Source organism: Chryseobacterium sp. Marseille-Q8038 (assembly GCF_965111995.1).
Genome location: NZ_CBCOPN010000001.1, coordinates 546,281 through 569,710 on the forward strand (window position 1 = coordinate 546,281; position 23,430 = coordinate 569,710).

General features: G+C 41.1%; 26 protein-coding genes. 16 read left to right on the plus strand and 10 right to left on the minus strand.

Features of this window, described 5'->3' with window-relative positions:
* Positions 1 to 7: 7 nt before the first annotated feature.
* From traJ to ACWPWS_RS02560, 5 genes are read right to left on the minus strand one after another with little or no spacing between them, the layout of a single operon-like run.
* Positions 8 to 1,003 (minus strand): conjugative transposon protein TraJ, encoded by a 996-nt coding sequence (traJ, locus tag ACWPWS_RS02540; RefSeq protein WP_059333820.1) that lies wholly within the window; start codon positions 1,001 to 1,003, stop codon positions 8 to 10.
* 2 nt (positions 1,004 to 1,005) lie between these two features.
* A complete protein-coding gene (locus ACWPWS_RS02545; RefSeq protein ID WP_019974899.1) occupies positions 1,006 to 1,638 on the minus strand; it encodes a DUF4141 domain-containing protein in 633 nt (210 codons plus the stop codon).
* A 26-nt stretch (positions 1,639 to 1,664) separates the two neighbouring features.
* Positions 1,665 to 4,169 (minus strand): TraG family conjugative transposon ATPase, encoded by a 2,505-nt coding sequence (locus ACWPWS_RS02550; protein ID WP_313091824.1) that lies wholly within the window; start codon positions 4,167 to 4,169, stop codon positions 1,665 to 1,667.
* The gene (locus tag ACWPWS_RS02555; protein WP_019974897.1) at positions 4,166 to 4,498 is read right to left on the minus strand and encodes a DUF4133 domain-containing protein; all 333 of its coding nucleotides are present in this window, start codon (positions 4,496 to 4,498) and stop codon (positions 4,166 to 4,168) included. Before ACWPWS_RS02555 ends, ACWPWS_RS02550 begins: the two co-directional genes overlap by 4 nt.
* Before the next feature lie 11 nt (positions 4,499 to 4,509).
* A complete protein-coding gene (locus tag ACWPWS_RS02560) occupies positions 4,510 to 4,815 on the minus strand; it encodes a DUF4134 domain-containing protein (RefSeq protein WP_002979435.1) in 306 nt (101 codons plus the stop codon).
* Positions 4,816 to 5,019: 204 nt separating this feature from the next.
* Between ACWPWS_RS02560 and ACWPWS_RS02565 the strand changes: the two genes are divergently transcribed.
* From ACWPWS_RS02565 to ACWPWS_RS02575, 3 genes are read left to right on the plus strand one after another with little or no spacing between them, the layout of a single operon-like run.
* Positions 5,020 to 5,319, plus strand: a complete 300-nt coding sequence (locus tag ACWPWS_RS02565; protein WP_019974895.1) for a helix-turn-helix domain-containing protein — start codon at positions 5,020 to 5,022, stop codon at positions 5,317 to 5,319.
* A gap of 55 nt (positions 5,320 to 5,374) precedes the next feature.
* Positions 5,375 to 6,580: an SIR2 family protein gene (locus tag ACWPWS_RS02570; protein WP_019974894.1), complete on the plus strand. Its 1,206-nt coding sequence runs from the start codon at positions 5,375 to 5,377 to the stop codon at positions 6,578 to 6,580.
* A 2-nt stretch (positions 6,581 to 6,582) separates the two neighbouring features.
* On the plus strand, positions 6,583 to 8,337 hold the full coding sequence (locus ACWPWS_RS02575; RefSeq protein ID WP_026357461.1) for an ATP-binding protein: 1,755 nt from the start codon (positions 6,583 to 6,585) through the stop codon (positions 8,335 to 8,337).
* A gap of 56 nt (positions 8,338 to 8,393) precedes the next feature.
* Here the strand turns inward: ACWPWS_RS02575 and ACWPWS_RS02580 are convergent, their stop codons facing one another.
* From ACWPWS_RS02580 to ACWPWS_RS02595, 4 genes are read right to left on the minus strand one after another with little or no spacing between them, the layout of a single operon-like run.
* Positions 8,394 to 9,029 carry a hypothetical protein gene (locus tag ACWPWS_RS02580; RefSeq protein WP_019974892.1) on the minus strand — a complete coding sequence of 212 codons (636 nt, stop codon included), beginning with the start codon at positions 9,027 to 9,029 and terminating at the stop codon, positions 8,394 to 8,396.
* 12 nt (positions 9,030 to 9,041) lie between these two features.
* Entirely contained in the window at positions 9,042 to 9,347 is a 306-nt protein-coding gene (locus ACWPWS_RS02585; RefSeq protein ID WP_066434593.1) for a DUF3408 domain-containing protein, read from the minus strand.
* Positions 9,347 to 9,751 (minus strand): DUF3408 domain-containing protein, encoded by a 405-nt coding sequence (locus tag ACWPWS_RS02590; protein WP_066434606.1) that lies wholly within the window; start codon positions 9,749 to 9,751, stop codon positions 9,347 to 9,349. Before ACWPWS_RS02590 ends, ACWPWS_RS02585 begins: the two co-directional genes overlap by 1 nt.
* Before the next feature lie 12 nt (positions 9,752 to 9,763).
* Positions 9,764 to 10,531, minus strand: coding sequence for a ParA family protein (locus ACWPWS_RS02595; RefSeq protein WP_019974889.1), 768 nt, complete (start codon positions 10,529 to 10,531; stop codon positions 9,764 to 9,766).
* Between the two features lie 697 nt (positions 10,532 to 11,228).
* On the opposite strand from ACWPWS_RS02595, the gene mobA reads away from it, so the two are divergent.
* The 3 genes from mobA to mobC all read left to right on the plus strand — a co-directional run bounded on the left by mobA (position 11,229) and on the right by mobC (position 15,126).
* A complete protein-coding gene (mobA, locus tag ACWPWS_RS02600; RefSeq protein ID WP_454045380.1) occupies positions 11,229 to 11,672 on the plus strand; it encodes a conjugal transfer protein MobA in 444 nt (147 codons plus the stop codon).
* Positions 11,669 to 12,967 (plus strand): conjugal transfer protein MobB, encoded by a 1,299-nt coding sequence (mobB, locus tag ACWPWS_RS02605; RefSeq protein ID WP_454045381.1) that lies wholly within the window; start codon positions 11,669 to 11,671, stop codon positions 12,965 to 12,967. The genes mobA and mobB overlap by 4 nt, the downstream gene beginning before the upstream one ends.
* Positions 12,968 to 13,125: 158 nt before the next feature.
* The gene (mobC, locus tag ACWPWS_RS02610) at positions 13,126 to 15,126 is read left to right on the plus strand and encodes a conjugal transfer protein MobC (RefSeq protein ID WP_219242965.1); all 2,001 of its coding nucleotides are present in this window, start codon (positions 13,126 to 13,128) and stop codon (positions 15,124 to 15,126) included.
* Positions 15,127 to 15,188: 62 nt separating this feature from the next.
* On the opposite strand, the gene ACWPWS_RS02615 is transcribed toward mobC, so the two are convergent.
* On the minus strand, positions 15,189 to 16,652 hold the full coding sequence (locus ACWPWS_RS02615) for an aminotransferase-like domain-containing protein (protein ID WP_219242966.1): 1,464 nt from the start codon (positions 16,650 to 16,652) through the stop codon (positions 15,189 to 15,191).
* A gap of 79 nt (positions 16,653 to 16,731) precedes the next feature.
* Between ACWPWS_RS02615 and ACWPWS_RS02620 the strand changes: the two genes are divergently transcribed.
* The 10 genes from ACWPWS_RS02620 to ACWPWS_RS02665 all read left to right on the plus strand — a co-directional run bounded on the left by ACWPWS_RS02620 (position 16,732) and on the right by ACWPWS_RS02665 (position 23,405).
* A complete protein-coding gene (locus ACWPWS_RS02620) occupies positions 16,732 to 17,166 on the plus strand; it encodes a DoxX family protein (RefSeq protein WP_219242967.1) in 435 nt (144 codons plus the stop codon).
* Between the two features lie 120 nt (positions 17,167 to 17,286).
* Positions 17,287 to 18,138 carry an NADP-dependent oxidoreductase gene (locus tag ACWPWS_RS02625; protein ID WP_257621582.1) on the plus strand — a complete coding sequence of 284 codons (852 nt, stop codon included), beginning with the start codon at positions 17,287 to 17,289 and terminating at the stop codon, positions 18,136 to 18,138.
* A gap of 18 nt (positions 18,139 to 18,156) precedes the next feature.
* On the plus strand, positions 18,157 to 18,792 hold the full coding sequence (locus tag ACWPWS_RS02630; protein WP_219242969.1) for a nitroreductase family protein: 636 nt from the start codon (positions 18,157 to 18,159) through the stop codon (positions 18,790 to 18,792).
* A 44-nt stretch (positions 18,793 to 18,836) separates the two neighbouring features.
* Positions 18,837 to 19,382, plus strand: a complete 546-nt coding sequence (locus ACWPWS_RS02635; protein WP_219242970.1) for a carboxymuconolactone decarboxylase family protein — start codon at positions 18,837 to 18,839, stop codon at positions 19,380 to 19,382.
* Between the two features lie 101 nt (positions 19,383 to 19,483).
* On the plus strand, positions 19,484 to 20,458 hold the full coding sequence (locus ACWPWS_RS02640; RefSeq protein ID WP_454046884.1) for a bifunctional methionine sulfoxide reductase B/A protein: 975 nt from the start codon (positions 19,484 to 19,486) through the stop codon (positions 20,456 to 20,458).
* Between the two features lie 96 nt (positions 20,459 to 20,554).
* Positions 20,555 to 20,947, plus strand: a complete 393-nt coding sequence (locus ACWPWS_RS02645) for a Rid family hydrolase (protein ID WP_219242971.1) — start codon at positions 20,555 to 20,557, stop codon at positions 20,945 to 20,947.
* Between the two features lie 364 nt (positions 20,948 to 21,311).
* Entirely contained in the window at positions 21,312 to 21,749 is a 438-nt protein-coding gene (locus ACWPWS_RS02650; protein ID WP_219242972.1) for a carboxymuconolactone decarboxylase family protein, read from the plus strand.
* Positions 21,750 to 21,807: 58 nt separating this feature from the next.
* Positions 21,808 to 22,083 carry a hypothetical protein gene (locus ACWPWS_RS02655; protein ID WP_454045382.1) on the plus strand — a complete coding sequence of 92 codons (276 nt, stop codon included), beginning with the start codon at positions 21,808 to 21,810 and terminating at the stop codon, positions 22,081 to 22,083.
* Between the two features lie 74 nt (positions 22,084 to 22,157).
* A complete protein-coding gene (locus ACWPWS_RS02660) occupies positions 22,158 to 22,946 on the plus strand; it encodes an SDR family NAD(P)-dependent oxidoreductase (RefSeq protein ID WP_454045383.1) in 789 nt (262 codons plus the stop codon).
* 57 nt (positions 22,947 to 23,003) lie between these two features.
* Entirely contained in the window at positions 23,004 to 23,405 is a 402-nt protein-coding gene (locus ACWPWS_RS02665) for a GNAT family N-acetyltransferase (RefSeq protein ID WP_219242975.1), read from the plus strand.
* The last annotated feature ends 25 nt before the right edge of the window (positions 23,406 to 23,430 follow it).

Below are 23,430 nucleotides of genomic sequence, written 5' to 3' on the forward strand. Positions count from 1 at the left end.
ATTGTTTTTATTTCCCCATTAACTTGCCACCGATATTTCCAACTGCCGAACCTGTTCCTGCTCCGGCGATATTTCCGGTTTTCATTGCGGCTTGGTTTACGTTACGGGTAAAGTTCCCTGCACCGCCTGCCTGAATAATCCAGCCTGTTACCGTTGGGATAGTGAAGTAGCCCACGATACCGATTATCATAAAGATGATGTACACGGTATTTGAGGTATCAGGAATGTAAGTCGGGTCGGCAAGCATTGCTATATCCTTTTCGATAATGAGGGATTGTATTTTGGCAAGCATAGAGCTGAACAGGTCTGCCACAGGCAACCACAGGTAAACGCTGACGTATCGGGTCAGCCATTGCGTGAGCGTGGACTGAAAACCGTCCCACACGCTTATCGCAAAGGCTATCGGCCCGAGTATGGACAGGACAATGAGAAAGAACGTCCTTATGGTATCAATAACCAAAGCTGCCGCCTGAAACAGTACCTCTAACAGATTGCGAAACCAATTCTTAATAGCTTGTTCGGTTTGGTAGGCAAACCTATCCATATACATTCCCGACATCGTAATCAAATCGCCGGGCGACCAGCCCAATTCTTCGAGCTTTTTATCAAATTCCTCATTTGATACGAGATAGGCTGTTTCAGGATTTCGTAGCATAGCTTCCCGTTCGAGCAGGTCTTTTTTCGCCTGCAAATTGTTGAGGTCAAGCACCTGATTTTCGAGGATTGTGTGAGTACCCTGTACCACCGGACTTAACACGGCATTGATTGTTCCCAATACGATAGTTGGGAAAAACATAATGCAAAGCCCCAAAGCGAAAGGACGAAGCAAAGGGTACATATCAATGGGTTCAGCCCTGCTCAAAGCCTGCCATACTTTTATGGCAACATAGAACAAAGCCCCCAATCCGGCTATCCCTTTAGCCACTGCCGCCATATCGGCGGACAGTGGGAGCATCTCATCATATAATGAGCGTAGGACTTCGTGAAGATTTTGAAATTCCATAACTACCAGTATTTTTGGTTAGGAGTTCCATAGAGGTCAAGCACTCTTTTGGTATTGTTCTGCTTTTTTGCTCTTAGAATACTTACAGAGATATTCTTATTGGTATAGTAGCGTACCAAGCTGTGGTATTCCTTTACTTCTTTGTACACTCTATCAATAATATCCATACGCTCTTTGTCGTTCAGCGAAAGGCTTGATGAGGTTACAATCTGTTTGAGTTCTTTCAGCAGTTCGGTACTTTCATTCAGCAATGCCGAATAACCATTGCTGATAGCTGCCAATTCCTGTGCAGAAAAATTCGGGTCGTTCATCATCTTACCGAAGTTGGTAACATACATTTCGGATACGTCACCGACAAGCAATACAGTCTGCTGTACCTTACGTGCATCTTTTACAAGATTATTTACAGCTTGTAGCTTGTCGTAATACTCCTTACCCTGTTTATACACCTTTTCCACTTCCTTGAAATTTTTAATTACATTGGATACCGTGGAAGAAGTCTGTACGATTTCATTCGCACTGTTGAGAATACCCGATGCCAGATTTGTGGGGTCGGTTACTACCCATTGTGCTTTTGCGGACGGTGCTACGGCGAGCATTAGTGCCGTACACACCATAAAAAGGAACTTTTTCATTTTTATGAATTTTAAAATGTTAATGACTATTGATTTGCTTTGTCACGCCTTTGCATTGCGATATGCTTAATGGCGAGTTCTACGTTACCGTCCAATTCGGAAGCTAATTGCATTACCTCCATTTTTTCGGTTTCTTCGGTGGTGTATGCGAGGTATTCCTCCAAACTAACTTCGGTGGCATAGACTGCCGAGTTCGTACCACCTAAGCCAATCCAAACCTCTTTGTACAGTCGGCTTGCATCGTTGTTCATATTGATAGAAAGTACCTGACCTTTTTCCTTATCTGTAAGCCCCAACATTGCCTGTATGTCATCGAATTTATTCATATACTTACGCTGGTCTAAGAGGATTTTACAGTCGGAATTGTTGATGATACTTTCTTTTACAATGGGCGACTGGATAATATCATCTACCTCTTGCGTAACGACAATCGCCTCTCCGAAGAATTTGCGGACGGTTTTAAATAAATATTTTATATATTCCGCCATTCCTTCTTTGGCAATCGCTTTCCACGCTTCTTCAATCAGGATGAGTTTTCGGATACCTTTCAGCCTCCGCATCTTGTTGATAAAAACTTCCATAATGATAATTGTGACTATGGGAAAGAGGATTTTGTGGTCTTTAATCGCATCAATTTCAAACACGATAAAGCGTTTGGAAAGCAGGTCTAACTGCTTGTCGGAGTTCAACAGATAATCGTATTCGCCACCCTTGTAGTAGGGTTCGAGGACGTTCAGGAAATTTGCAATGTCAAAGTCTTTTTCCCTTACCTGTTTTTCTTCGAGTACCTTGCGGTAATCACCTTTGACATACTCGTAGAAACCGTTGAATGATGGGTAAACATCATCTGTTTTGATACGTTCAATATAACCTGATACGGCATTGGATAATGCCACTTCTTCCGAACGGGTTGGCGGTTCATCATCACGTTTCCATAGTGTCAATATTAAGGTCTTAACACTTTCTCTCTTTTCGATGTCGAAAACCCCATCATCCGTGTAAAATGGATTGAATGCAATCGGGTTGTCTTCGGTGTACGTAAAATAAACACCGTCTTCACCTTTGGTCTTTCCTTTGATGAGTTCGCATAAGCCCTGATAAGAATTACCCGTATCTACCAACAATACGTGTGCGCCCTGTTCGTAGTATTGCCTTACCATATGGTTTGTGAAGAACGATTTTCCCGAACCTGACGGACCAAGTATAAACTTGTTCCGGTTCGTGATAATGCCACACTTCATAGGCAGGTCGGAAATATCCAAATGGATAGGTTTTCCTGTAAGCCTGTCAGCCATCTTGATACCGAACGGCGAGGGCGAATTGTGATAGTTGGTTTCTTCTGTGAAGAAGCACAAGGCAGGTTCGATAAAAGTGTAAAAACTTTCCTCACTCGGAAAATCGCCTGCATTGCCGGGCATTCCAGCCCAAAACAAAGTGGCTACGTCCGTAGTGTTGTGGCGAGGCTTACACTCCATCAATGCCAATGCACTACCGCAATCGTTCTTTAACTGTTTCAGCTCCGCAGGGTCTTCCGACCACGCCATAATGTTGAAGTGTGCCCTGATAGACGACAGACCGAAGCTGTGGGCTTCGTTCAGGTATTTTTCTATCCACTCTTTGTTGATTTGGTTTGCCCTGCTATACCTTGCCAAAGAGTGCATATTGCGGGCGGACTTTTCAAACTTTTGCAGGTTGTCTTCGCTGTTATCCAAAAACAAATATTGGTTGTAGATATGGTTACAGCTAAGGAGTAATCCCACGGGAGCAGCGAACGACAAACGGCAGTCGCTCCGGTCGGTGGATAGCTTTTCAAAACGGGTATCAGCCGATACCGTTCCGGGCAAATCGTCTGTATCGGACAAGGTGTGCAGGCTCAACCTTTTGTTTCCGATACGGACTTCTTCCGTTCCGAGTGCGATGTCCTGCATCGGTGTTCCGCTTTCCCTTGACAGGGTTAGGTACTGTTCCAACAATCCCTGCTTTTCGTCCGTTCCGATGATTTCATCTTCGGTAAGGCGTTGCAGGGTTATGAAACCGCTATCGTTCACGATACGCTCAAACTGTGCCACCGCTTCCATAAAGCGGTGTATCGTTTCCTTGTTCCTGATTTCCTTTGGTATGAGCGTACCTTTGCAAAGCGAACTGAAGTTGCTTTGCATACGCATTCTTTCCTTAGTGGTCTTGGTCAGGAACAGGTAACAATAATGGTTCAGAAATGGTCGCTCATTAAAATGGCGTTGGTAGGATTTAGCCAAAAAACTTTGGTCTTCCTTTGCCAAATCGGGAGCATAGCTTTCTTTGATGTACCAATCCTGTTTGTGGATGACCGTAAAATCCGGCAAGGTCTTGATAGCCTTATGCCAGGCGGAGTGAATAGCTTCGTATTCCGCCGATGCTACCGTAAACAGTTCCGGCAAACGAACCTCAAAGCAGGCGGTAATGTCCGCATCTTTGGAAAGGATGCAGTTGTTTTCTACTGCCAACAAAGGAAATTTGTTTTCCAGCGTTGTTGTCTTTGCAACGTTTCTCATAGGGCATTCGATTTAGGAGTGAATTTCAGATAGCGGTGTACAGGCTTGCGACAAATGATGTATCGGGGATGTCTTTTTCCTGCTCCGATTTTCATTAGCCCGTGTTCGCCGTACTTCCTGTTTAGTGAAAAGGTCTGCCACACAATGAGCGAAGCACCGCCTGCTCCGAGGAACAGGCAGATGTAAGAGTTTACGCCTGCCATATACAGTATCATCACGAGGATGAGCGTACCGAGCAGTCCGCCAGCGAAAATGAACAGGTATTGTGCTTTCAGTCCCTTAAATTCCACTGTCCTGCCAATGCCTTTGTTTATGTTGTAATTGTTCATAAAGCAAAGGATTAAAGGAAGAATGAACGCAGGATGGTAGCCGCTACGATTAAGAAGATACACGCACCGAACCAGCTTGCCGCAGTCTTCGATGTGTCGGGGTCGCCCGAACTGAACTTATTGTAAACTTTAACGCCCCCTATCAAGCCCACGACCGCACCGATGGCGTAGATTAATTGGGTTGCGGGGTCGAAATAGGAAGTTACCATTTGGGTAGCCTCGTTGATACCTGCCGAGCCGTTTCCCTGTGCGAACGCACCAATTCCTGACAGCATAGCCACGGCTGCCAGCAAAACTTTTTTTCTCTGTTTTTCCATAATTGAAACACATTAATTTGTTATTGTTATCCCGCACCTTGCGGACTTTCGGAACAAAGGTGTTTCAGAAATCAGGGCGTTATAATAAAGTGGCAGTCAAAGGAATGATTTGGCAGTGAGTGGCTTTATAGAAAGTCTAAATCCGTATTTATTAAACTATTTTGCTTAAATTTGACATATTTAGACAAGTCTTAAAAAAGCAAAATGGCATTTGGAAAACACATAAAAAGACTAAGAGAAAGTAAAGGATTGTTCCTACGGGAAGTTGGGGCTGCATTGGAACTGGATAGTGCTTTTATCAGTAAAGTCGAAAATGAAGAAAGACCATTGCCAAGAAAACACATCGAAAAGCTTGCAGAATTTTTGAATACCCCAATTGATGAGCTATTGGTTTTATGGTTTTCAGATAAAATAAAGGGACTTATTGACGATAAAGAAATAGGAAAGCAGGCTTTAAAAATTGTTTTAAAAGAATTAAATGCAATCAAGAATAATGCAGATTAGGTTTTTAACAACTCTTCTTTGGCAATAAAAAGGTTAACAAATAAAATATGCGAATATGAAATACATTTTACTCAACAATAACAGTTCTGTTGCTTATGATGATAGTGATGCTACTGATATAAAAGTATATATCGACGGCAAACTTCACGATTTCAAAGAAAGTACCGAAAATAGAATTGATTATGCAATTGCAACAAATAGGAATAAATACTCCCAAACTCTAAATAATCAGTTTGAGAATTTATTACTTCTAACTGGTGCAGGGTCATCTATTGGTTGGGGAAAAGATGGGAAGTTGGGTAAGTCGATGGCAAATTTATGGGATGATGCGGAAGCTCTTTTAACAGCCGATGTTTTTGGAAAGTTACTTGAAACTATTGGCTACGATGAAAAATGGGATGATGGCTCTATAGTAAAGAATTTAGAAAAGGTTCTTTCTATGGCAACACCTGCTATACCATATATACCCAAAGAGGATATAGATATTGAGGATTGTGTAAACAAAATTAAAGATTTTATCAAAGAAGCCTGTCAATTGAGTTTGCCAGATAATTCGCCACATACGCTCTTATTAAATAAAATAACGAAACGCAAAGTTACTTTACCAAGATTTAAGCTGTTTACATTGAATTATGACCTAATGTTTGAACAATCAGCTTGTGAAAGCAATTTTGTTGTTATAGACGGGTTTTCATTTTCTCAACCAAGAATATTTAGTGGGCGTAATTATGATTACGATATTGTTTCCCGCAATCAAAGTAGAGTAAAAGAAGAAGACAATTTTATTCAAAAAGTTTTCCATTTGTACAAATTACACGGTTCTGTAAATTGGGAAAAGCAAGACAACAAGATTATACAAAAAGAAGAACCTGACGAACCATTGATGATATATCCACATCAATCAAAATATGAAAGCTCTTATGAACAGCCGTATTTTGAAATGATGTCGAGGTTCCAGTCCAATTTGAGAAAGGAGAATGTTTTCCTTATTACAATAGGCTTTAGTTTCGGGGATAAACATATCGTAACCGCAATCATCGAAGCCTTGGAACAAAATCCAGGCTTTCAATTGATGATTGTAAATAAAGGGATAGATGAAACCAACGAAAATATGAAACCCTTTATTGATGCTGCAAACAAATATTCCAATATATCTATTGTTTCAGAAACCTTTGAGGATTTCGCTAAGAATTATCCTGACTTAAAATCTTACAATCAGGAAGATACACGACAAATAGTAATTAATATCCCTAATAGTTAGATATGAGCAATAGCCCCTTTAATCACAGTCATTTTCTTGGGTATGTAAATTTTGTATCCCCTGCATTTGTGAAAGTGCATTTCCCGTCTTCTGTTTTGATGAAAACATTTGTTCACCACGCAGAAGTGTTGAGAGGTGGACTTGTAGGAAACTATATTGTTGTTGAGGGAGAGGAAAAAGGTTTTCTGGGAAAAATGTTGGAAATATCGTTACCTGAAAAAGAACGGTTGGAATTAAGTGAAAGAACTTTTTCAACTAAAGCATTTCATCCAGTAGGAAGAATAGAAATTCTTTTATCATTTGATTTGTTTGACCCGAGTAGAATAGAAAAAGGGATAAATAGCCTCCCACTCATTGGTTCTAAGGTATTCATTTGTTCGTCGGAATTTCTTTCTACACATTTCAAAACCTTTGGCATAAAACCCGAAAATATCGAACATTCTCCTACTTTTAGAATGGGGAATTTGATATACGATAAAAATGTTCCCGTAGATATTTCTTTGCAAGCGATATTTAGTCGTCATTGTGCGGTTGTTGGTACAACTGGAGGAGGGAAAAGTTATACCATCAGCAAATTTATTGAGGGAGTTATAGAAACCGGAGCAAAAGCTATAATCTTAGACCCAACGGGAGAATACTCTACATTTGATGCTCATCCAAAAGTTGACCATTCAACACTGATTTCAGAAAGCTATTTTCCATATCAGAATTTAACCATTAATGATTTATTCGTTCTGTTCAGACCATCAGGACAAGTACAGCAACCCGTTTTATTGGAAGCTATTAAGTCGTTAAAAGTTGCACATTGCTTATTAGGGAATATTCCTAATAATGGACATAATAATGATGGAACTAACGATACTTTTACATTCAGGGGTCAGCAAGTAGTTATAAATAATGGATTAGTTGTAAAACAAAATAATATTACTGCGGCATATAATAATGCCTACTTTACTTATAAATCTATTATAGAAGATTTCACAATAAATAATTTCAGTATAAATCTACTCCACAGGCAAATAGGGAATGAATGTTTTCAAATATTCAACGACCGTTGGGCAAACAATAGAGATGAAAGAAATTATGGAAATGCAACGAGTTTAATAATGCGTGTTAACAATGTAATATCGGACAATGATTATTCCGGTATGTTTGGATTTAATGCTCCAACCACAAATAACCTAATAACCAAGATAGACGAGTTTTTGAATAATCCAGAATTAAATATTTTAAGAATTGGTTTTGAAAATGTACCTTATAATTTTCAGGCAAGAGAAATCTTGGCAAATTCATTGGGAAGATACTTATTGAATAAAGCTCGAACTAATATTTTCAGAGAAAATCCTCTAATTCTCTTTGTAGATGAAGCCCATCAGTTTTTAAACAAGAAAATTAAGGATGAATATTTTGAAAGCACAGAATTAAATGCTTTTGATAACATTGCTAAAGAAAGTCGTAAATATGGATTATTTCTATGTTTATCAACACAAATGCCAAGAGATATTCCTGTTGGTACGCTAAGTCAAATGGGAACATTCATTACTCATAGGCTGATAAATTATCAAGATAAGGAAGCAATCGCGAGTGCTTGCTCGACTGCCAATAAAGAAACTCTTTCTTTTTTACCATCTTTAGGGTCAGGAGAAGCAATTATTATGGGAGTTGATTTTCCAATGCCAATATCAGTCAAAGTAGATATGCCAACAATTACACCGAAGTTCGATACTCCAAAATTTGTAAAAATAGCGGGCACTTAGTTTTATAGCGTTTGAACAATTTTTAATTTGTGTCTAACATACAAAAGGGAGCTTGCCTAAACAAACTCCCCAATGTCAAAATCACTCAAATCACTTTTCCGCAAAGTGGAAGAACTGTCTTCCGTTTCAGATGAAAGGGTGCTATCCAAAAGCTCGGCTATTCTTCGGGAAGCATCTTCCATAGAATTCTCCAATAGGCTGAATAATTCGGTTCCCTGTATTTTTTGAACTATGGCTATCGCTGTTTCCTTTTGGGCTGGTTCCAATTCTTCTTTTTGGAGCAACACCCCCACGGAGCTTAGTTCTTCAAAGGTAACCCCTTGGGCAAAACCGTCATCGCCACCGGATATTCCGTACCTGTTCCAATCTTCTTCCTCTTCCTCCAAATCAGGTATATTACTGAAAACTTCGTCCAGCTCTTCCTTGCGGATTTGAATGCCGACGTTTTCATTTTCGTCGTATTCAATGTCTAAATTAGCGGGGTTTATCTCCGGTTCCTCAATTTGGCGTTCATTGGCAGCGTTTGGCATTGAAAGGCGTTCTACGGATTTTGGCTGCCCCATAATATCGGGCAGGTTCGGATTGACTTTCTTCTGCGGAGGTTCTTGTTTTGTCCTTTTCTTAATGACAATCTTATCCTGTAAAAGCAGGACAATGACTATCAGCAGGCATATCACAATTACTATTTCCATAACGTAGGTTTTTTAAAACAAGCCTTTGTACTTTTCGTTGAACTCTTTTGTAATCATATCTTCAAATACTTTAAAATGATGTTCAAGAATATTATTGAGATAGGCAAACAAGGGTATTTTATCATCGCCTATAATCTGGACTATGCGGGTTAAACGCTCGTGATGTTCAGGACTTAGGTATATGCTTTTATTGCCTCTTTTCTGCATTTTATTCATTTGCATAAATGCGTTTTCATAGGTTGTTTTAGCTGTATTGCTAACTGTATCGGAGTTGCTGCCGGCTGCAACAGTATTCCTGTTCTTTTTATCTTTCTTCATTATAGAATGGGTTTAAAATGTTCATTGAAATAATCGGTAATATCGTCCCCGTACTCCCTGAAATGATGTTCAAGAATATTGTCAATGTAAGAGTAGAGCGTTGTTCTTTCTTCCCTTGTCAGTTGAACGATGCGGAGCAATCTTTCGTGGTATTCAGGGCGTATGTAAACGACCTTGCCATTACGCCCCGATGGAAAACGATTGACCAAAAACGTTTCCTCGTAGTCCGCTTTCTTTGATGAACTGTTACGGGCTTTTTCCCTGGGCTTGTTTTCCTTTGGTACATCCTGCTTTTTGTTAATGGTCGGTGGAGCAACAGGCTCATCGCCGCTTATGACGTTCATAAGGTATTCCTCATCAACATTGGGCTTTTCAAAATCGTTGTTTTTGTTATCTGAAGCCATACTTTACTATTTTTATAGATGAGTGATTTTTAAAAATTCCTCGACAAACAAATCCATTTTAGTTGCTTTCATTAACTGTGGTTCGGCAGGCAGCAAACTTGACCTGAATACATAACTGCCTGTGTCGTCTGTTTCCTTTCGGAAACGCTTGCTGTCCATTATCCTTGTTTCCATTATGGGCAGGTTGAGTTCTTTGATGACACTTTGATACGCATCATACAAACCTGTTTTTTCCCTGCCATCCACTTGGTTCCAGAACAGCCACATCTCTTGTTCGGGATTGCCCTCGTCCGTTTGGGGAAGTCCGAGAAAGGCTTTGGTAAAGCCCAATGTACTTTCCACTACCAAACGGTCGGCAGTAATGGGCGAAAAGATGAAGTCCATTTTTTTTAAGGTTGTCAGTACACCTTTGGTATTGGCTGTTCCCGGCAGGTCGAAGAAAATAACATCCGGCACAACCGCCGACTGGCTTCTGTATTCCGATGCTTTCTCCAGAGCTGTTTCAGCCTTGCATTTGATAATCGGGTACGCTTTTTTGTTGATGGCTTGAAACTGCTTCATTGCCGCCTTTTTATGGTAGTCGTTCTGCATTATGGTTCTCTTATCCCGTTCACGCATATTGGTCAGGCTGTGTTGCGGAAAGTCGCAGTCCATCACCAGCACATTAAAACCTAAACGGTAGTGAAGCACACTTGCCAGCAAGGTGGTCATTGTAGATTTTCCCACACCGCCTTTTTGGGTGGAGAAGCTGATTTTTAAAGTTTTCTTTGTTGTTTCCATTATTTAAAAATTTATTGTTACACACTTTATTTGTTTTGCAGGATTGAATATTGGTTTATCTGATTATTACCTCATTCCTATATTCCTGCATTCCCTTTTGCGTACTTTCCTGCACAGGTATTTGCTTTCATTTTTGCCTTGTCAGGCACATTCTTTAGCAAGTGGCAAACCTTACAATAGGTAAATTGCTTTACCGCTTTTATGCTTTTACACTTTTATTGTTTTATGCTTTTAAAACCTTATGCTTTTATTCCAAACTGCCTGTTTGCAAACCTGATTTTCTTCTTTGTCGAAATACATTTTTTACTACCTGCACTAAAATTATACGGCAAATAAAGCGATTGATTTATCCGCTGATTGAGGTGTGGCAGTGTTTGGCACTCAAAGGCAGTCTTTGTCCGGGTATCGCATTGCAATACTCTTACAGGTAGGGCTTTACTTTGTACAATGATTATTATTAACGGATTTATGCAAAAGTCTTTTGACAAAATGGAGGGTAACGGGAACGGCATCGAGCCGTTTTCCCTGTTACATTTAATCCGTCCCGAAGGGCGGATTTTTGTGTTCAACGGAACACGGCAAGTTGTGTTTTGAGGCACTCGGAACCTCCTGCGTGCCTCAAAACAACTTGCCCTTGCAGGGAGCCGGAAAACACCCTCCGAAGTCGGGGTTTTGTTGAACTTAAAATGGATGAGTGATGAATGGACAAGAGAAAAAGAAACTGAACAAAGGTGGACGTAGCCCCAAGGTAAACCCAGCCGTCCACCGTTATGTTTTTCGTCTTACAGACGAGGAAAATGCCAAATTCCTTACACTTTATGAAGCATCGGGAGCGGACAACAAAGCACAGTTTGTGACTTCCGTTCTCTTTCAGAAGCCGATTAAAAGTGTAAAAGTGGATATGGCGGCAATGGATTATTACACAAGGCTCACGAGTTTGTTCGCCCAATTTAGAGCGGTCGGGGTCAATTACAATCAGGTCGTGAAGATATTGTACCGCAATTTTTCCGAGAAGAAAGCGGCAGCCTATCTCTTTAAACTGGAAAAACAGACGGCGGAAATGGCAAAACTATGTCGTGAAATTATGGAACTGACAGCGGAGTTTGAAACGAAACACCTTACCAAAAGCGGAGAAAAATGATAGCGAAGATTGGTCACGGAGCCAATATGATTGGCGCACTTTCCTACAACCAGCTTAAAGTGGACAAGGAAAACGGGCAGATATTAGCCACAAACCGGATAATGGAAACACCGGACGGCAACTATACCGTGGCACAGTTGCACCGTTCTTTCGAACCTTATTTCATGGCAAACAAACGGACGGAAAAGCCCGTGCTGCACATTTCGCTGAACCCTGATCCTGCGGATAAGGTCAGCGATTTGCAGTTCATTAAAATGGCGGAAGAATATATGCAGCGCATGGGTTACGGCGAGCAGCCTTATATCGTTTTCAAGCATACCGATATTGAGCGAAGCCATATCCATATCGTATCGACCAACGTTGACCGCCACGGCAAAAAGATACCCGATACCTACGAAAAACTACGGTCGATGGATGCTTGCAGGGCTTTGGAGCAACGGTTCAATCTGATACCAGCCATCGAAAAACAGCACACTGGCAAAGAGCAGGTTTTCCATCCGGTGGATTACCGAGCCGGAGATATTAAGAGCCAAATCGCATCGGTGGTCAGATACCTGCCAAAATATTACAGCTACCAAAGTCTTGGTGCTTACAATGCCTTACTTTCGCTTTTCAACATTACAGTAGAGGAAGTAAAGGGCGAACTGAACGGACAACCTAAAAACGGGCTGGTCTATTTTGCACTGAACGAGCGTGGAGAAAAAGCCAGCAATCCCTTTAAGGCTTCTTTGTTCGGCAAAAAGGCTGGACTTGCCGAATTGCAAAACCATTTTGAAAAGTCCAAAGAACAGATGAAAGCCTCCCCAGCAAGAGCCGTCCTAAAAAATACCATTGAAGCGGCGATGCACACGGCAACCAACGAAACCGATTTTAAAAAGCAGTTGATGGAACAGGGCATCAATACCGTGGTACGCCGTAATGATGAGGGGCGTATTTATGGCATGACCTTTATCGACCACGAGAGCCGCAGTGTTTGGAACGGTTCGGCTTTGGGCAAGAACCTGTCTGCAAATGTGTTTAACGACTGGTGGTCGGCACAGGCGGTTGAGCAACGCCAAACGATGGAACAGAGCAGCACCAAGTATGAGGCAGCAGCATCCAAAAACAGTGCGGATGAAAAGGAAGAAACCCACAGGCTTTTTGATTTCCTTAATCATGCAGTGCAGCCTGCCGATGATTTCGGATGGATTGACGGTTTGGGTGGGTTGCTGCCCGAAGCACAGGGCGAAGATTATGAGGAACAGGCGTTTGCCAACCGCATGAAGAAAAAGAAAAAACGGGGCAGAAAGCAATAATTTTCATTGAAACCACAAAGACCAGGATTAGCATCTTGGTCTTTGCAGTTTTAGACGAATGCTGCCAAACACAGCCTCCACAAGCCATCCGATAACTATCTGAACCAGCCCTTTTAAATAGCCTCTAAATTCCCTGCATCACTAAAAAATTAAATGATATGCAAGGAGAAGACGATTTAAGAGGTTTAGCCAAAATCATGGCTTTTATGCGTGCAGTGAGCATCCTTTTGGTGCTGATGCACTTTTATTGGTTCTGTTACGGGTTCTTTCAGCAACGTGGCTGGACACTGGAAGTTATCGCAAAGATACTGACCAATTTTGACCGGACGGCAGGGCTGTTCGGCAATACACTTTACACCAAAATTTTTGCGCTGGTATTGCTGGCGTTAAGCTGTTTGGGAACCAAAGGTGTGAAGAACGAAAAGATAACATGGACGAAGATCTACATTGCCTTAGCCGTAGGCTTCGTGTTGTTCTTTCTCAACTTTCCGTTGCTGAAATTATCGGCTGGAATTGCTACAACTCTCTATATCCTTACAACAGGTATGGGCTATATCGCCCTGCTCATGGCTGGGGTGTGGATGAGCAGACTGCTCCGTAATAACCTGATGGACGATGTTTTCAATAATGAAAACGAGAGTTTCCAACAGGAAACCAAATTGATGGAGAATGAATATTCGGTAAACCTGCCATCCAAATTTTATTACAAAGGCAAGTGGAACAATGGCTGGATAAACATCGTGAACCCATTTAGGGCAACCATTGTTTTAGGCACGCCCGGCTCCGGTAAATCCTACGCAATCGTAAACAATTATATCAAACAGCAGATTGAGAAAGGTTTCAGTATGTACATCTACGATTTTAAATTTGACGACCTTTCGACCATTGCTTATAACCATCTGCTGAACCATTCCGATAAGTATAAGGTAAAGCCACAATTTTTTATCATCAACTTTGATGACCCGAGACGGAGCCACCGTTGCAACCCACTCAATCCCGATTTTATGACGGACATTTCCGATGCCTACGAAGCTGCCTATACTATTATGCTGAACCTCAACCGTAGCTGGATACAGAAGCAGGGCGACTTCTTTGTGGAAAGCCCGATTATTCTTTTGGCAGCTATCATTTGGTTTTTGAAAATCTACGATAGCGGTAAATATTGCACGTTTCCGCACGCCATAGAATTACTGAATAAACGGTATGCGGATGTGTTTACCATCCTTACTTCATATCCTGAACTTGAAAACTATTTGTCGCCGTTCATGGATGCTTGGCAAGGAGGCGCACAAGACCAGTTACAGGGACAAATCGCATCGGCTAAAATTCCGTTGTCAAGAATGATTTCGCCACAACTGTATTGGGTTATGACAGGCGATGATTTTTCGCTGGACATCAACAATCCGAAAGAGCCAAAGATTTTATGTGTAGGCAATAATCCCGATCGCCAAAATATCTATTCGGCTGCATTGGGTTTGTACAATTCACGCATTGTCAAACTCATCAACAAAAAAGGACAATTAAAGAGTTCGGTTATCATTGACGAGTTGCCCACGATTTATTTTCGGGGACTGGACAATCTCATCGCAACGGCGAGAAGTAATAAGGTGGCAGTGTGCTTGGGCTTTCAGGATTTTAGTCAATTGACCCGTGATTATGGCGACAAGGAAAGTAAGGTTATCCAAAATACCGTGGGTAATATCTTCTCTGGTCAAGTTGTCGGCGAAACGGCAAAAAGTCTAAGTGAACGCTTCGGAAAAGTATTGCAGAAACGTCAAAGCATGACCATCAACCGGAATGATAAATCGACCTCCATTTCCACCCAACTGGATAGTCTGATACCTGCTTCCAAAATCTCAACGCTTACACAAGGTATCTTCGTAGGTTCGGTGTCCGACAACTTTGAGGAGCGTATCGAGCAAAAGATTTTTCACGCTGAAATTGTGGTGGATAATGACAAGGTAGCCGCCGAAACCAAAGCCTACAAAAAGATACCGCAGATATTATCTTTTGTGGATGAAAGCGGAACCGACAATATGAAGCAGGAAATTGAAAATAATTATCGTCAGATAAAAACGGACATTCTGCATATTGTGGAAAGCGAAATGGAGCGGATTAAGAATGACCCTGATTTGCAGCACTTGGTACAGCAAGGGTAACGTAAGATTAAAAAGGAAGACAATTCATAGCGGTCTTCCTTTTCAAAAATATCTAACATCTTCTATATACAGGATTTTAAGATTTCAACAATCTTTTCCTGTTCCTCGAAATTTAAACTGGCAAAGCCCATTCGGGTATTGTTTGGAACAAGCTCTGTTGCACCATAATATTTACCAAAATTAATTTTCAAGTCTTTTTTTATTGTTCTTTCATTCAATTTTTTTAAATCAATATCATGGAATTTCGTCCATACCGACATTCCGCCATCTGGAATGTCAAAACTGATTTTATCCCCGAGTTGGTCTTTCAGCAATTCACAGAAATAATCTCTCCGGCTTCTATAAATTTTCACCGACTTCTTTATATGCTTCTCAATTGTCCTGTCCTGATAAAGAGATGCAATCGCTAATTCCATAAAGGTGTCTCCTTGAAAATCAATGGATTTTCTGTACGAGGTAACCAAATCAACGAACTTTTCCGTAGCGGTCAAAAATCCAATCCGAATGGATGGGGCTAAGGTTTTGGTCAACGTGCCAATATACACCACACTACCGTGCTGGTCAATACTGGCCATCGGCATCATAGGTGTACTGGCATAGTGAAAATCATAATCGTAATCATCTTCGATAATGGCAAAGTTGTAGGTATTTGCCAACTCTAATAGTTGAATGCGGCGTTCGGGCGGTAAGGTAACCGTGGTCGGATAGTGGTGGTGGGGAACGGTATAAATAAACTTAATCTGCTTTGTCTTACAAATGCGCTCAACTGCATCAACATCTAATCCATTTTCATCAACAGGAACGTAATGGATATTGAGCTGTAATTGTTCCATCAATTCACGAACAAATATAAATCCCGGCTCGCTCATAATCACATTATCACCAGCTTGGGTTATCACACGGGCAGTTAAATACAGCCCCATCGTAGCGCCTCGTATTATCAGCAAATTGTTAGTAGTAACGGGCAACCCCCTCGTGTCGTTTAAAAATTCCGCCAATATCTCCCGTAAAGCCAAGTTCCCTTTCGTATCTCCATAAAATAAATGCTTTTTGTAACCGGAAACCTTAGAAAGTCCTCGTAAATTCCTGCTTAGTTCTTCAATCGGTGTTAAACGTAGGTCAGGAAAACCATCGTCTATCGTTAACAGCTTATTTTGGGTAGATGTAAAATAAGGGAATTGGATTAAATTATTGTTGACGGCAAACGGTATTTCATTTGGCAACATTAATAGTTCATCCGTTTCCGTAATCGGCTTTGGCATTAATTCCGGCAATTCGTCACGCACAAAACTTCCTGTTTTGGCCTTTTGGTCAATCCAACCCTGTGCCTGTAATTCATCGTAAGCAGCCACAACCGTCATCCTGTTAATGTTCAGCAGGCTTCCCAATTTTCGGGAACCCGGCAACTTCAATCCTTTACGTAACCGTCCATTGCGTATCTGGTGGATGAATGCATTGGTTATTTGTAAGTAAACCGGAACTTTTGATGATTTGTCTATTGGGATTAAACCCTTAAAATATTCCATCTGGATTATCTATTATATTAAAACTGGATTACTGGGTTCATCCAGTAAAGTTATACATTTATCTCAAAATTTGAATTTTATGGAAGCAAAATTGCCACTGGCATCGCTGTTATTGAGATGTGGACTTGGATTAACATTTTTATCTGCCGTTGCGGGCAGGTTCGGTATGTGGAGTGAAAAGGTAGATACTTGGGGAAACTGGAACTCATTTTTGGAATATACGGCATCGGTCAATTCGTTTGCACCCAAAAGTACTATTCCTTTTTTGGCGGTTGTTGCCACTCTGCTGGAAACGGTTTTTGGAATATTGCTGATTGTCGGTTACAAAACAAGACTGGTCTCTTTGGGAGCAGCCGCACTTACCTTACTGTTCGCGTTATCAATGGCGTATTCGTTCGGCATAAAAAGCCCCTTTGATTATAGCGTGTTTGTGGACTGTACGGCGGCATTTCTATTGGCCTGTATTCCGGCTTATAAATGGAGTTTGGACAGTCTTCTTGAAAAGAGGAAATAAAATAATAAATATTAACAATAAAAATATAAAGAGATGGATGCATTGGAAAAAAAGATGAAAGCGATTGTGGTCACTGACCCCGAAAAGGATACGACCGGAATGGCTTTGACAGAAAGACCTATGGCGGTAGCCGATTTAAACGATGTAATTGTTCAGGTTTATGCCTCGGGCTTTACTTCGGGAGAACTTACGTGGCCGTCAACTTGGGCTGACCGAACCGGAAAAGACCGTACGCCGACCATTCCCGGCCATGAATTGGCAGGTATTGTTGTGGAGTTGGGTTATGGTACAACGGGACTTTCAGTAGGGCAACGGGTATTTGGTCTTACCGACTGGACACGTAACGGTACGTTGGCAGAATATGTTGCTGTTGAAGCGAGAAATTTAGCACCGCTTCCTGCCGATGTAGATTTTGAAGAGGGTGCTGCGCTGGTTATGCCCGGGCTTACCGCTTGGCAGGGGCTTTTTGTACACGGAAACCTTCAGGCAGGTCAGACTGTCCTCATTCACGGTGCAGCAGGTGTGGTCAGTTCAATGGCGGTTCAATTGGCTCGTCATGCCGGAGCTTATGTTATCGGTACGGGACGTGCTGCTGACAGGGACACAGCGTTGGATTTTGGGGTACATCAATTTGTGGACTTAGAAAATGAAAAACTGGAAGACCTCGGCGGAGTGGATTTGGTGTTTGATATTTTCGGTGGAGATATTGTCAGCCAATCCGCAAGTATCATTCGGGATGGTGGAAAATTAGTAACCATTGCGGGGCCAACAGATGCCCGACCTACCAACGGAACGACCATAGATTTTGTGGTAGAAGCCATTCCAGCGCAGCTTAAAGAAGTTGTCCAGCTATTTCGAACAGGTAAACTAAAAAACCATATCGGGCAGGTTGCCAGTCTTGATGAAGCTGTTGCGGCTTTCAATCCAAACAAAAGAATTAAAGGAAAAACAATTATCCAAGTCAAAAAATAACTCCATAACAATTTTAAAATGAACAATGGTAAAATTATGATGAACCCTGTCATTGAAACCATGCTAAGCCGTAGTGCAGCAAAATACTATGACAAAAATGCTAAATTGAGCGACGAGGAAATCAGTGAACTGATAAAGATAGGCACAACAGCTCCGACATCTTTTCACTTACAAAACTGGCGCTTTATCGCCGTACGTACACCGGAAGCTAAAGCGAGGCTCCACCCGATAGCATGGCAGCAGCCTGCAATACTGGATGCTGCCGTAACCTTTATCGTTATTGGCCAATTGGTCGATACCAGCGTGATACCAAGCCGTCTCGAACCTTTGGTAAAGGCTGGCGTTATGCCCGAAAGTATGGTTCCTGAATGGGAAATTCCGGCACGTAATCTATATATGCCTTATCCTGAACGCAGACGTGACGAAGCAATACGCACAGCAACTTTTGGTGCTGCTGCGATTATCTACGCCGCCCGTTCCCTTGGATATGGTGCAACCCCAATGATAGGCTTTGATTTCGATGCCGTTGCAAAGGAATTTGGACTTAAAGAGGATGAGATACCCGCAATGCTTTTGACCGTTGGCCCCGAACGCGAGGGTAACTGGAAACAGAAACCCCGCCGTCCGTTGGAAGAGGTGCTGGATTTTGTATAGAAAACCGTTAGATTATTTGAATAACATAACAAAAAAAGAATAGTATGCCAAGAATTGAAGCACTTAAACCGGAAGAGGTTCCGGCAGGTTCTAAAGATACACTTGATATCTTTACTAAGAATATTGGATTTACACCTAACATGATGGCAACCTTTGCTGCAAGTCCCATTGCATTCAATACATGGGCAGCCTTTTTTGGAGGGATGAGTAAAGCGTTGGACGTTAAAACAAGGGATAGCATAGGGCTTGCCGTTTCAGAAGTCAATGGCTGTAATTATTGCCTCACAGTACATAGTTATACTGCCCAGCACATGGCAAAGCTCTCCCCAGATGATATTATCCTTGCCCGAAAAGGCAATGCAAACGACCCCAAGCGTGATGCGGCAGTACAGTTTGCAAGAAGAGTGACCGAAACCCGAGGTCAAGTGAGTGATAGTGACCTTGCACGTGTACGGGAGGCTGGTTATTCGGATGCAAATATCATCGAAATTGTCAGCTTGGTAGCGATGTATGCGATGACCAACTTTATTAATAATGTGAGTAATCCGGACAGGGACTTCCCTCATGTTGAAGCCGCAGGTACAATTTAAATTCAGGACGGAAACCGAAAAGAAATTTTTTTTCAGCTTATCAAAGCCTTCTTGATTATAAGCCACTAATGGGGAAATAATTAATTCAACAAATTATCATGATACTAAAATGGCTTGATGTAATAAAATTCGTCAACAATGGCAACCCTACTCCCGACAAAAGAGTAGAAAAGACAGAAGAAGAATGGAAGGAAATTCTTACCAAAGAACAATTTAACATTACCCGTCTCAAAGGTACAGAACGCGCATTCAGCTCCGATGTATGCTCCTATTTTGAAGCGGGCAGATATGCCTGCGTTTGTTGTGGAACCGTACTTTTTGATGCCGATACAAAGTTTGAAAGCGGAACCGGCTGGCCTTCTTTTACACAACCGATAAAAGAGAATGCAGTAGCGTACCATAAAGATAAATCTTTCGGTATGATACGTGTTGAAGCCCTTTGCAATACTTGCGATGCGCATCTCGGACACGTATTTCATGACGGTCCAAAGCCAAGCGGATTACGCTATTGCATGAATGCTATTTCGTTGATAAAGGTAGCATCCAATGATAAAAAAGTTGATTTTGGAGGCGGTTGCTTTTGGTGTACCGAAGCAATTTTTCAAAGATTGAAAGGTGTGATAAAAGTTGAAAGCGGTTATAGCGGCGGAACGCTTGTTAATCCAACCTATAGAGAAGTTTGCAGCGGCACTACCGGACACGCAGAAATGATTGAAATTACATACAATCCGAATGAAATTTCCTTTGAAGATTTATTAAAAATTCATCTGACAACGCATAGTCCTACTACGGTAAACAGACAGGGAGCAGACAAAGGTTCACAATACCGCAGTATTGTCTTTTACAGAACCGAAGAAGAAAAACAATCGGCGATGACGGTCATTGACGAAGTACAAAAAGGGTATGACGAAATGATTGTTACGCAATTGGAAAAGTTCGAACAATTTTATAAAGCGGAAGATTATCATCAGAATTATTACAACACCAATCCTGATGGCGGATATTGTCAGGCGGTAATCAATCCAAAATTGAAAAAATTCAAGCATCTGTACCAAGATAAATTGAAAGAAGAATGATTGAATAAGAAATAGTAAGGGAAGTTCAATAATAACTCGAATAACCGAGTAAAAAGATTACAGAGAAAATAATTACACAATTTAAAAATTAAGAAAATGTCAAAAGAATCAAAAGTAGCGCAAGGATTAGGAATGCCTTGGGAAGATTTATACGGGTATGCGCAGGCAGTGAAAAAAGGTAACACTGTTTGGATTTCCGGTCAGCTTGGTCATAATCAGCAGGGGGAGCTTGTTGAGGGTATGGAAGCACAAATGAGACAGACGTATTCCAATATTAAAGAGTTGTTATCCAGATATAACATGAACCTTGATAATGTCGTAGAAGAAGTTATTTATGTAGCGGACTCAGCGGCGGGTTTTGACGCCAGAAAGAACTTAAAAAATGAAGTCTATACTAATCCGAAAACTGTTGCCAGTACAATGGTCGGCGTGAACAGTTTAGCATTAACCGGACAGCTTGTTGAAATTAAAATTACAGCTGTAATTTAAGCGCAAGATTTCAATAGTTGTAAAAGCTTGTTTATGACGAGCTTTTAATATAACTCATATAAAAAGGTTTTATAAAGCACACAAGTTATAGAAATGTGGAGTTCAAGAGTACTTCACATTTCTTGGTGCTATTCAACTTTATAATAGTGTAATTGACAAGACATCACTATTAAACGTTACAGAGTTCTTGATGAATTTTAAGGATAGTTGCGAACAGCAATCGTTGTTCCGAAAGTGCGGCTAAGAAAATTAGACAATGTCTTTACGCCGGATAGAGGAAAGTAAAAATTACAGTTACCTAAAGTCTTAACGCAGAATGGCACGATGGATAAATTTTCACGTTAAAAATAACACACTAAATTAAATGTCAAATAGATTAAATTTTCGGGAAACACTTCCCGATACACATAAGATTTTTATGCAGTTGTCACAGGCTGTTGCCAATTCAGGGGTCGATATACTACATCAGGAACTAATTAAAATCAGGGCTTCTCAAATCAATGGTTGTGCTTATTGCCTGCACAAGCACAGCAAAGATGCCCTCAACCACGGCGAACATCCTGATAGGTTATACGTAATAGCTACGTGGCGTGAAGCAAAGAATTGGTTCAGTGAGAAAGACCAAGTTGTTTTAAAATTGACGGAAGAAATCACGCTCATCTCAAATCATGGTTTAAGTGACCAAACCTACGAAGAGGCTATTGCTCTTTTTGGGGAAGAAATGACCGCTAAATTAATTGCAGCAGCTATTAATATCAATGCCTTGAACCGTATGGCGGTTTCGCTGACCATGCACCCTTAGCCGAAAGAACCGAAACAATTTTAATTTAATACACATAAACAAACACGCGATTTATATAATGACTGATGAAGACGATTTCGACCTTTACGAACCTCAGATGCCTCAGGAGGCATTTCATCTGGAGTTAGACCTCTTTGATACCGGCGACCATTATAACCTGTTACTCATTCCCTGCAATAATGTTTTTTTCGTCGTTTCAAACAATGAACACTTCATTACGATGGTAAAAAACGGGAAAGGAACCGATGCGTGGGAACAGCAAGATGGACAGGTAGACGATGAAGTTTTTGAAAAACTGGCCATCGCATTAGGGGGATACATCGATAACTTATAAGAAGCCCTTTTTCTATCTAAAAAAGTGTGGCCTCGTCAGGTCGGAAAACAAATTGGAACTGAAAACAAGCTATTATGGAACTGAAAGATAAAAAAGTATTAATTACAGGTGGTAGTGCTGGCATAGGCAAGGCAATCATCAAGGAACTTATAAAACACGGTGTAAAGGATATCGCCGTTGTGGCCAGAAAGCAGGAGCCACTAACCCTGCTTAAATCAGAATTGAATGCGGTCAATATCATAGACATACAAGCTGATATTTCCGTTATTGAAGACTTAAATAAAGTGGTATCAGTTATTTCACGGGAGTGGGGAATGGTTGACATATTGATTAATAGTGCGGGTGTTGTGAGTGCCGGCTTGTTAGCCGAGCAAAGCGATGAGGATGTTGTTGGTCAAATAGATATTAATGTCACGGGGCTTATATTATTAACCAAAAAGACCTTGCCTTATCTGCAAAAAAGTAAGGAGGGTGCAATTATAAATGTTTCGTCCGGATACGGCTACATTGCTATGCCATTTTACAGTGTTTATGCTGCGACCAAAGCAGCGGTAGCACAATTCTCTGATGCCATGAGAAGGGAGTTATATCAATATCCCATTCACGTGATGACCGTCTATCCTTCGGCTACCGATACGGGCATGATGAAAACAGCAGTGGTAACGCAAATGGATAACCCTGAAAAGGTAGCGCAGGCAACTGTTTCAGGCATAATTGAGAAACAAATCAATGTAATTTTAGGTGGTAAGGAAATGGAAGAAAAGGTAAAATTGAATTTTTTGGAACCTGAAAAAATCGACCAATTCGCTGCTGATAATTTTGAGAATTTAAGAAAGCGGACTAAAAATCACAGGTCCATGTAGCATCATTCCGAGGTGGGGTTATCGCTGCATCCGTAGCTAATATTTAAACGATTTACTATGACAGAAAGTATTACGTACAAAACAGGTATTGTTCCCGGTATAGCACTTATTATAGATTTATATGTTGATGCTGGTCTAAGCAGACCCGTTGAAGATCTGGACAAAATGGAACAGATGTTTGCGCTCTCCAACCTGATTGTAACAGCTTGGGATAACGATGTCCTTATCGGTATATCAAGAACCATGACCGATGGTTATTGGTGTTATTTAGCCGATTTGGCTGTTCGCTCCGATTATCAGCATAAAGGCATTGGTCGTGCGCTTATCAATGAAACTAAGAAGCAATCAGGCGAAGATTGCATGCTTTTATTACTCGCTGCACCAACAGCTCTATCGTATTACCCGAAAGTTGGGTTAAGAAAATTAGAAAATGCTTTTGCGCTGGATAGAGGAAAGTAAAAATTACAGTTACCAAAAGTCTTAA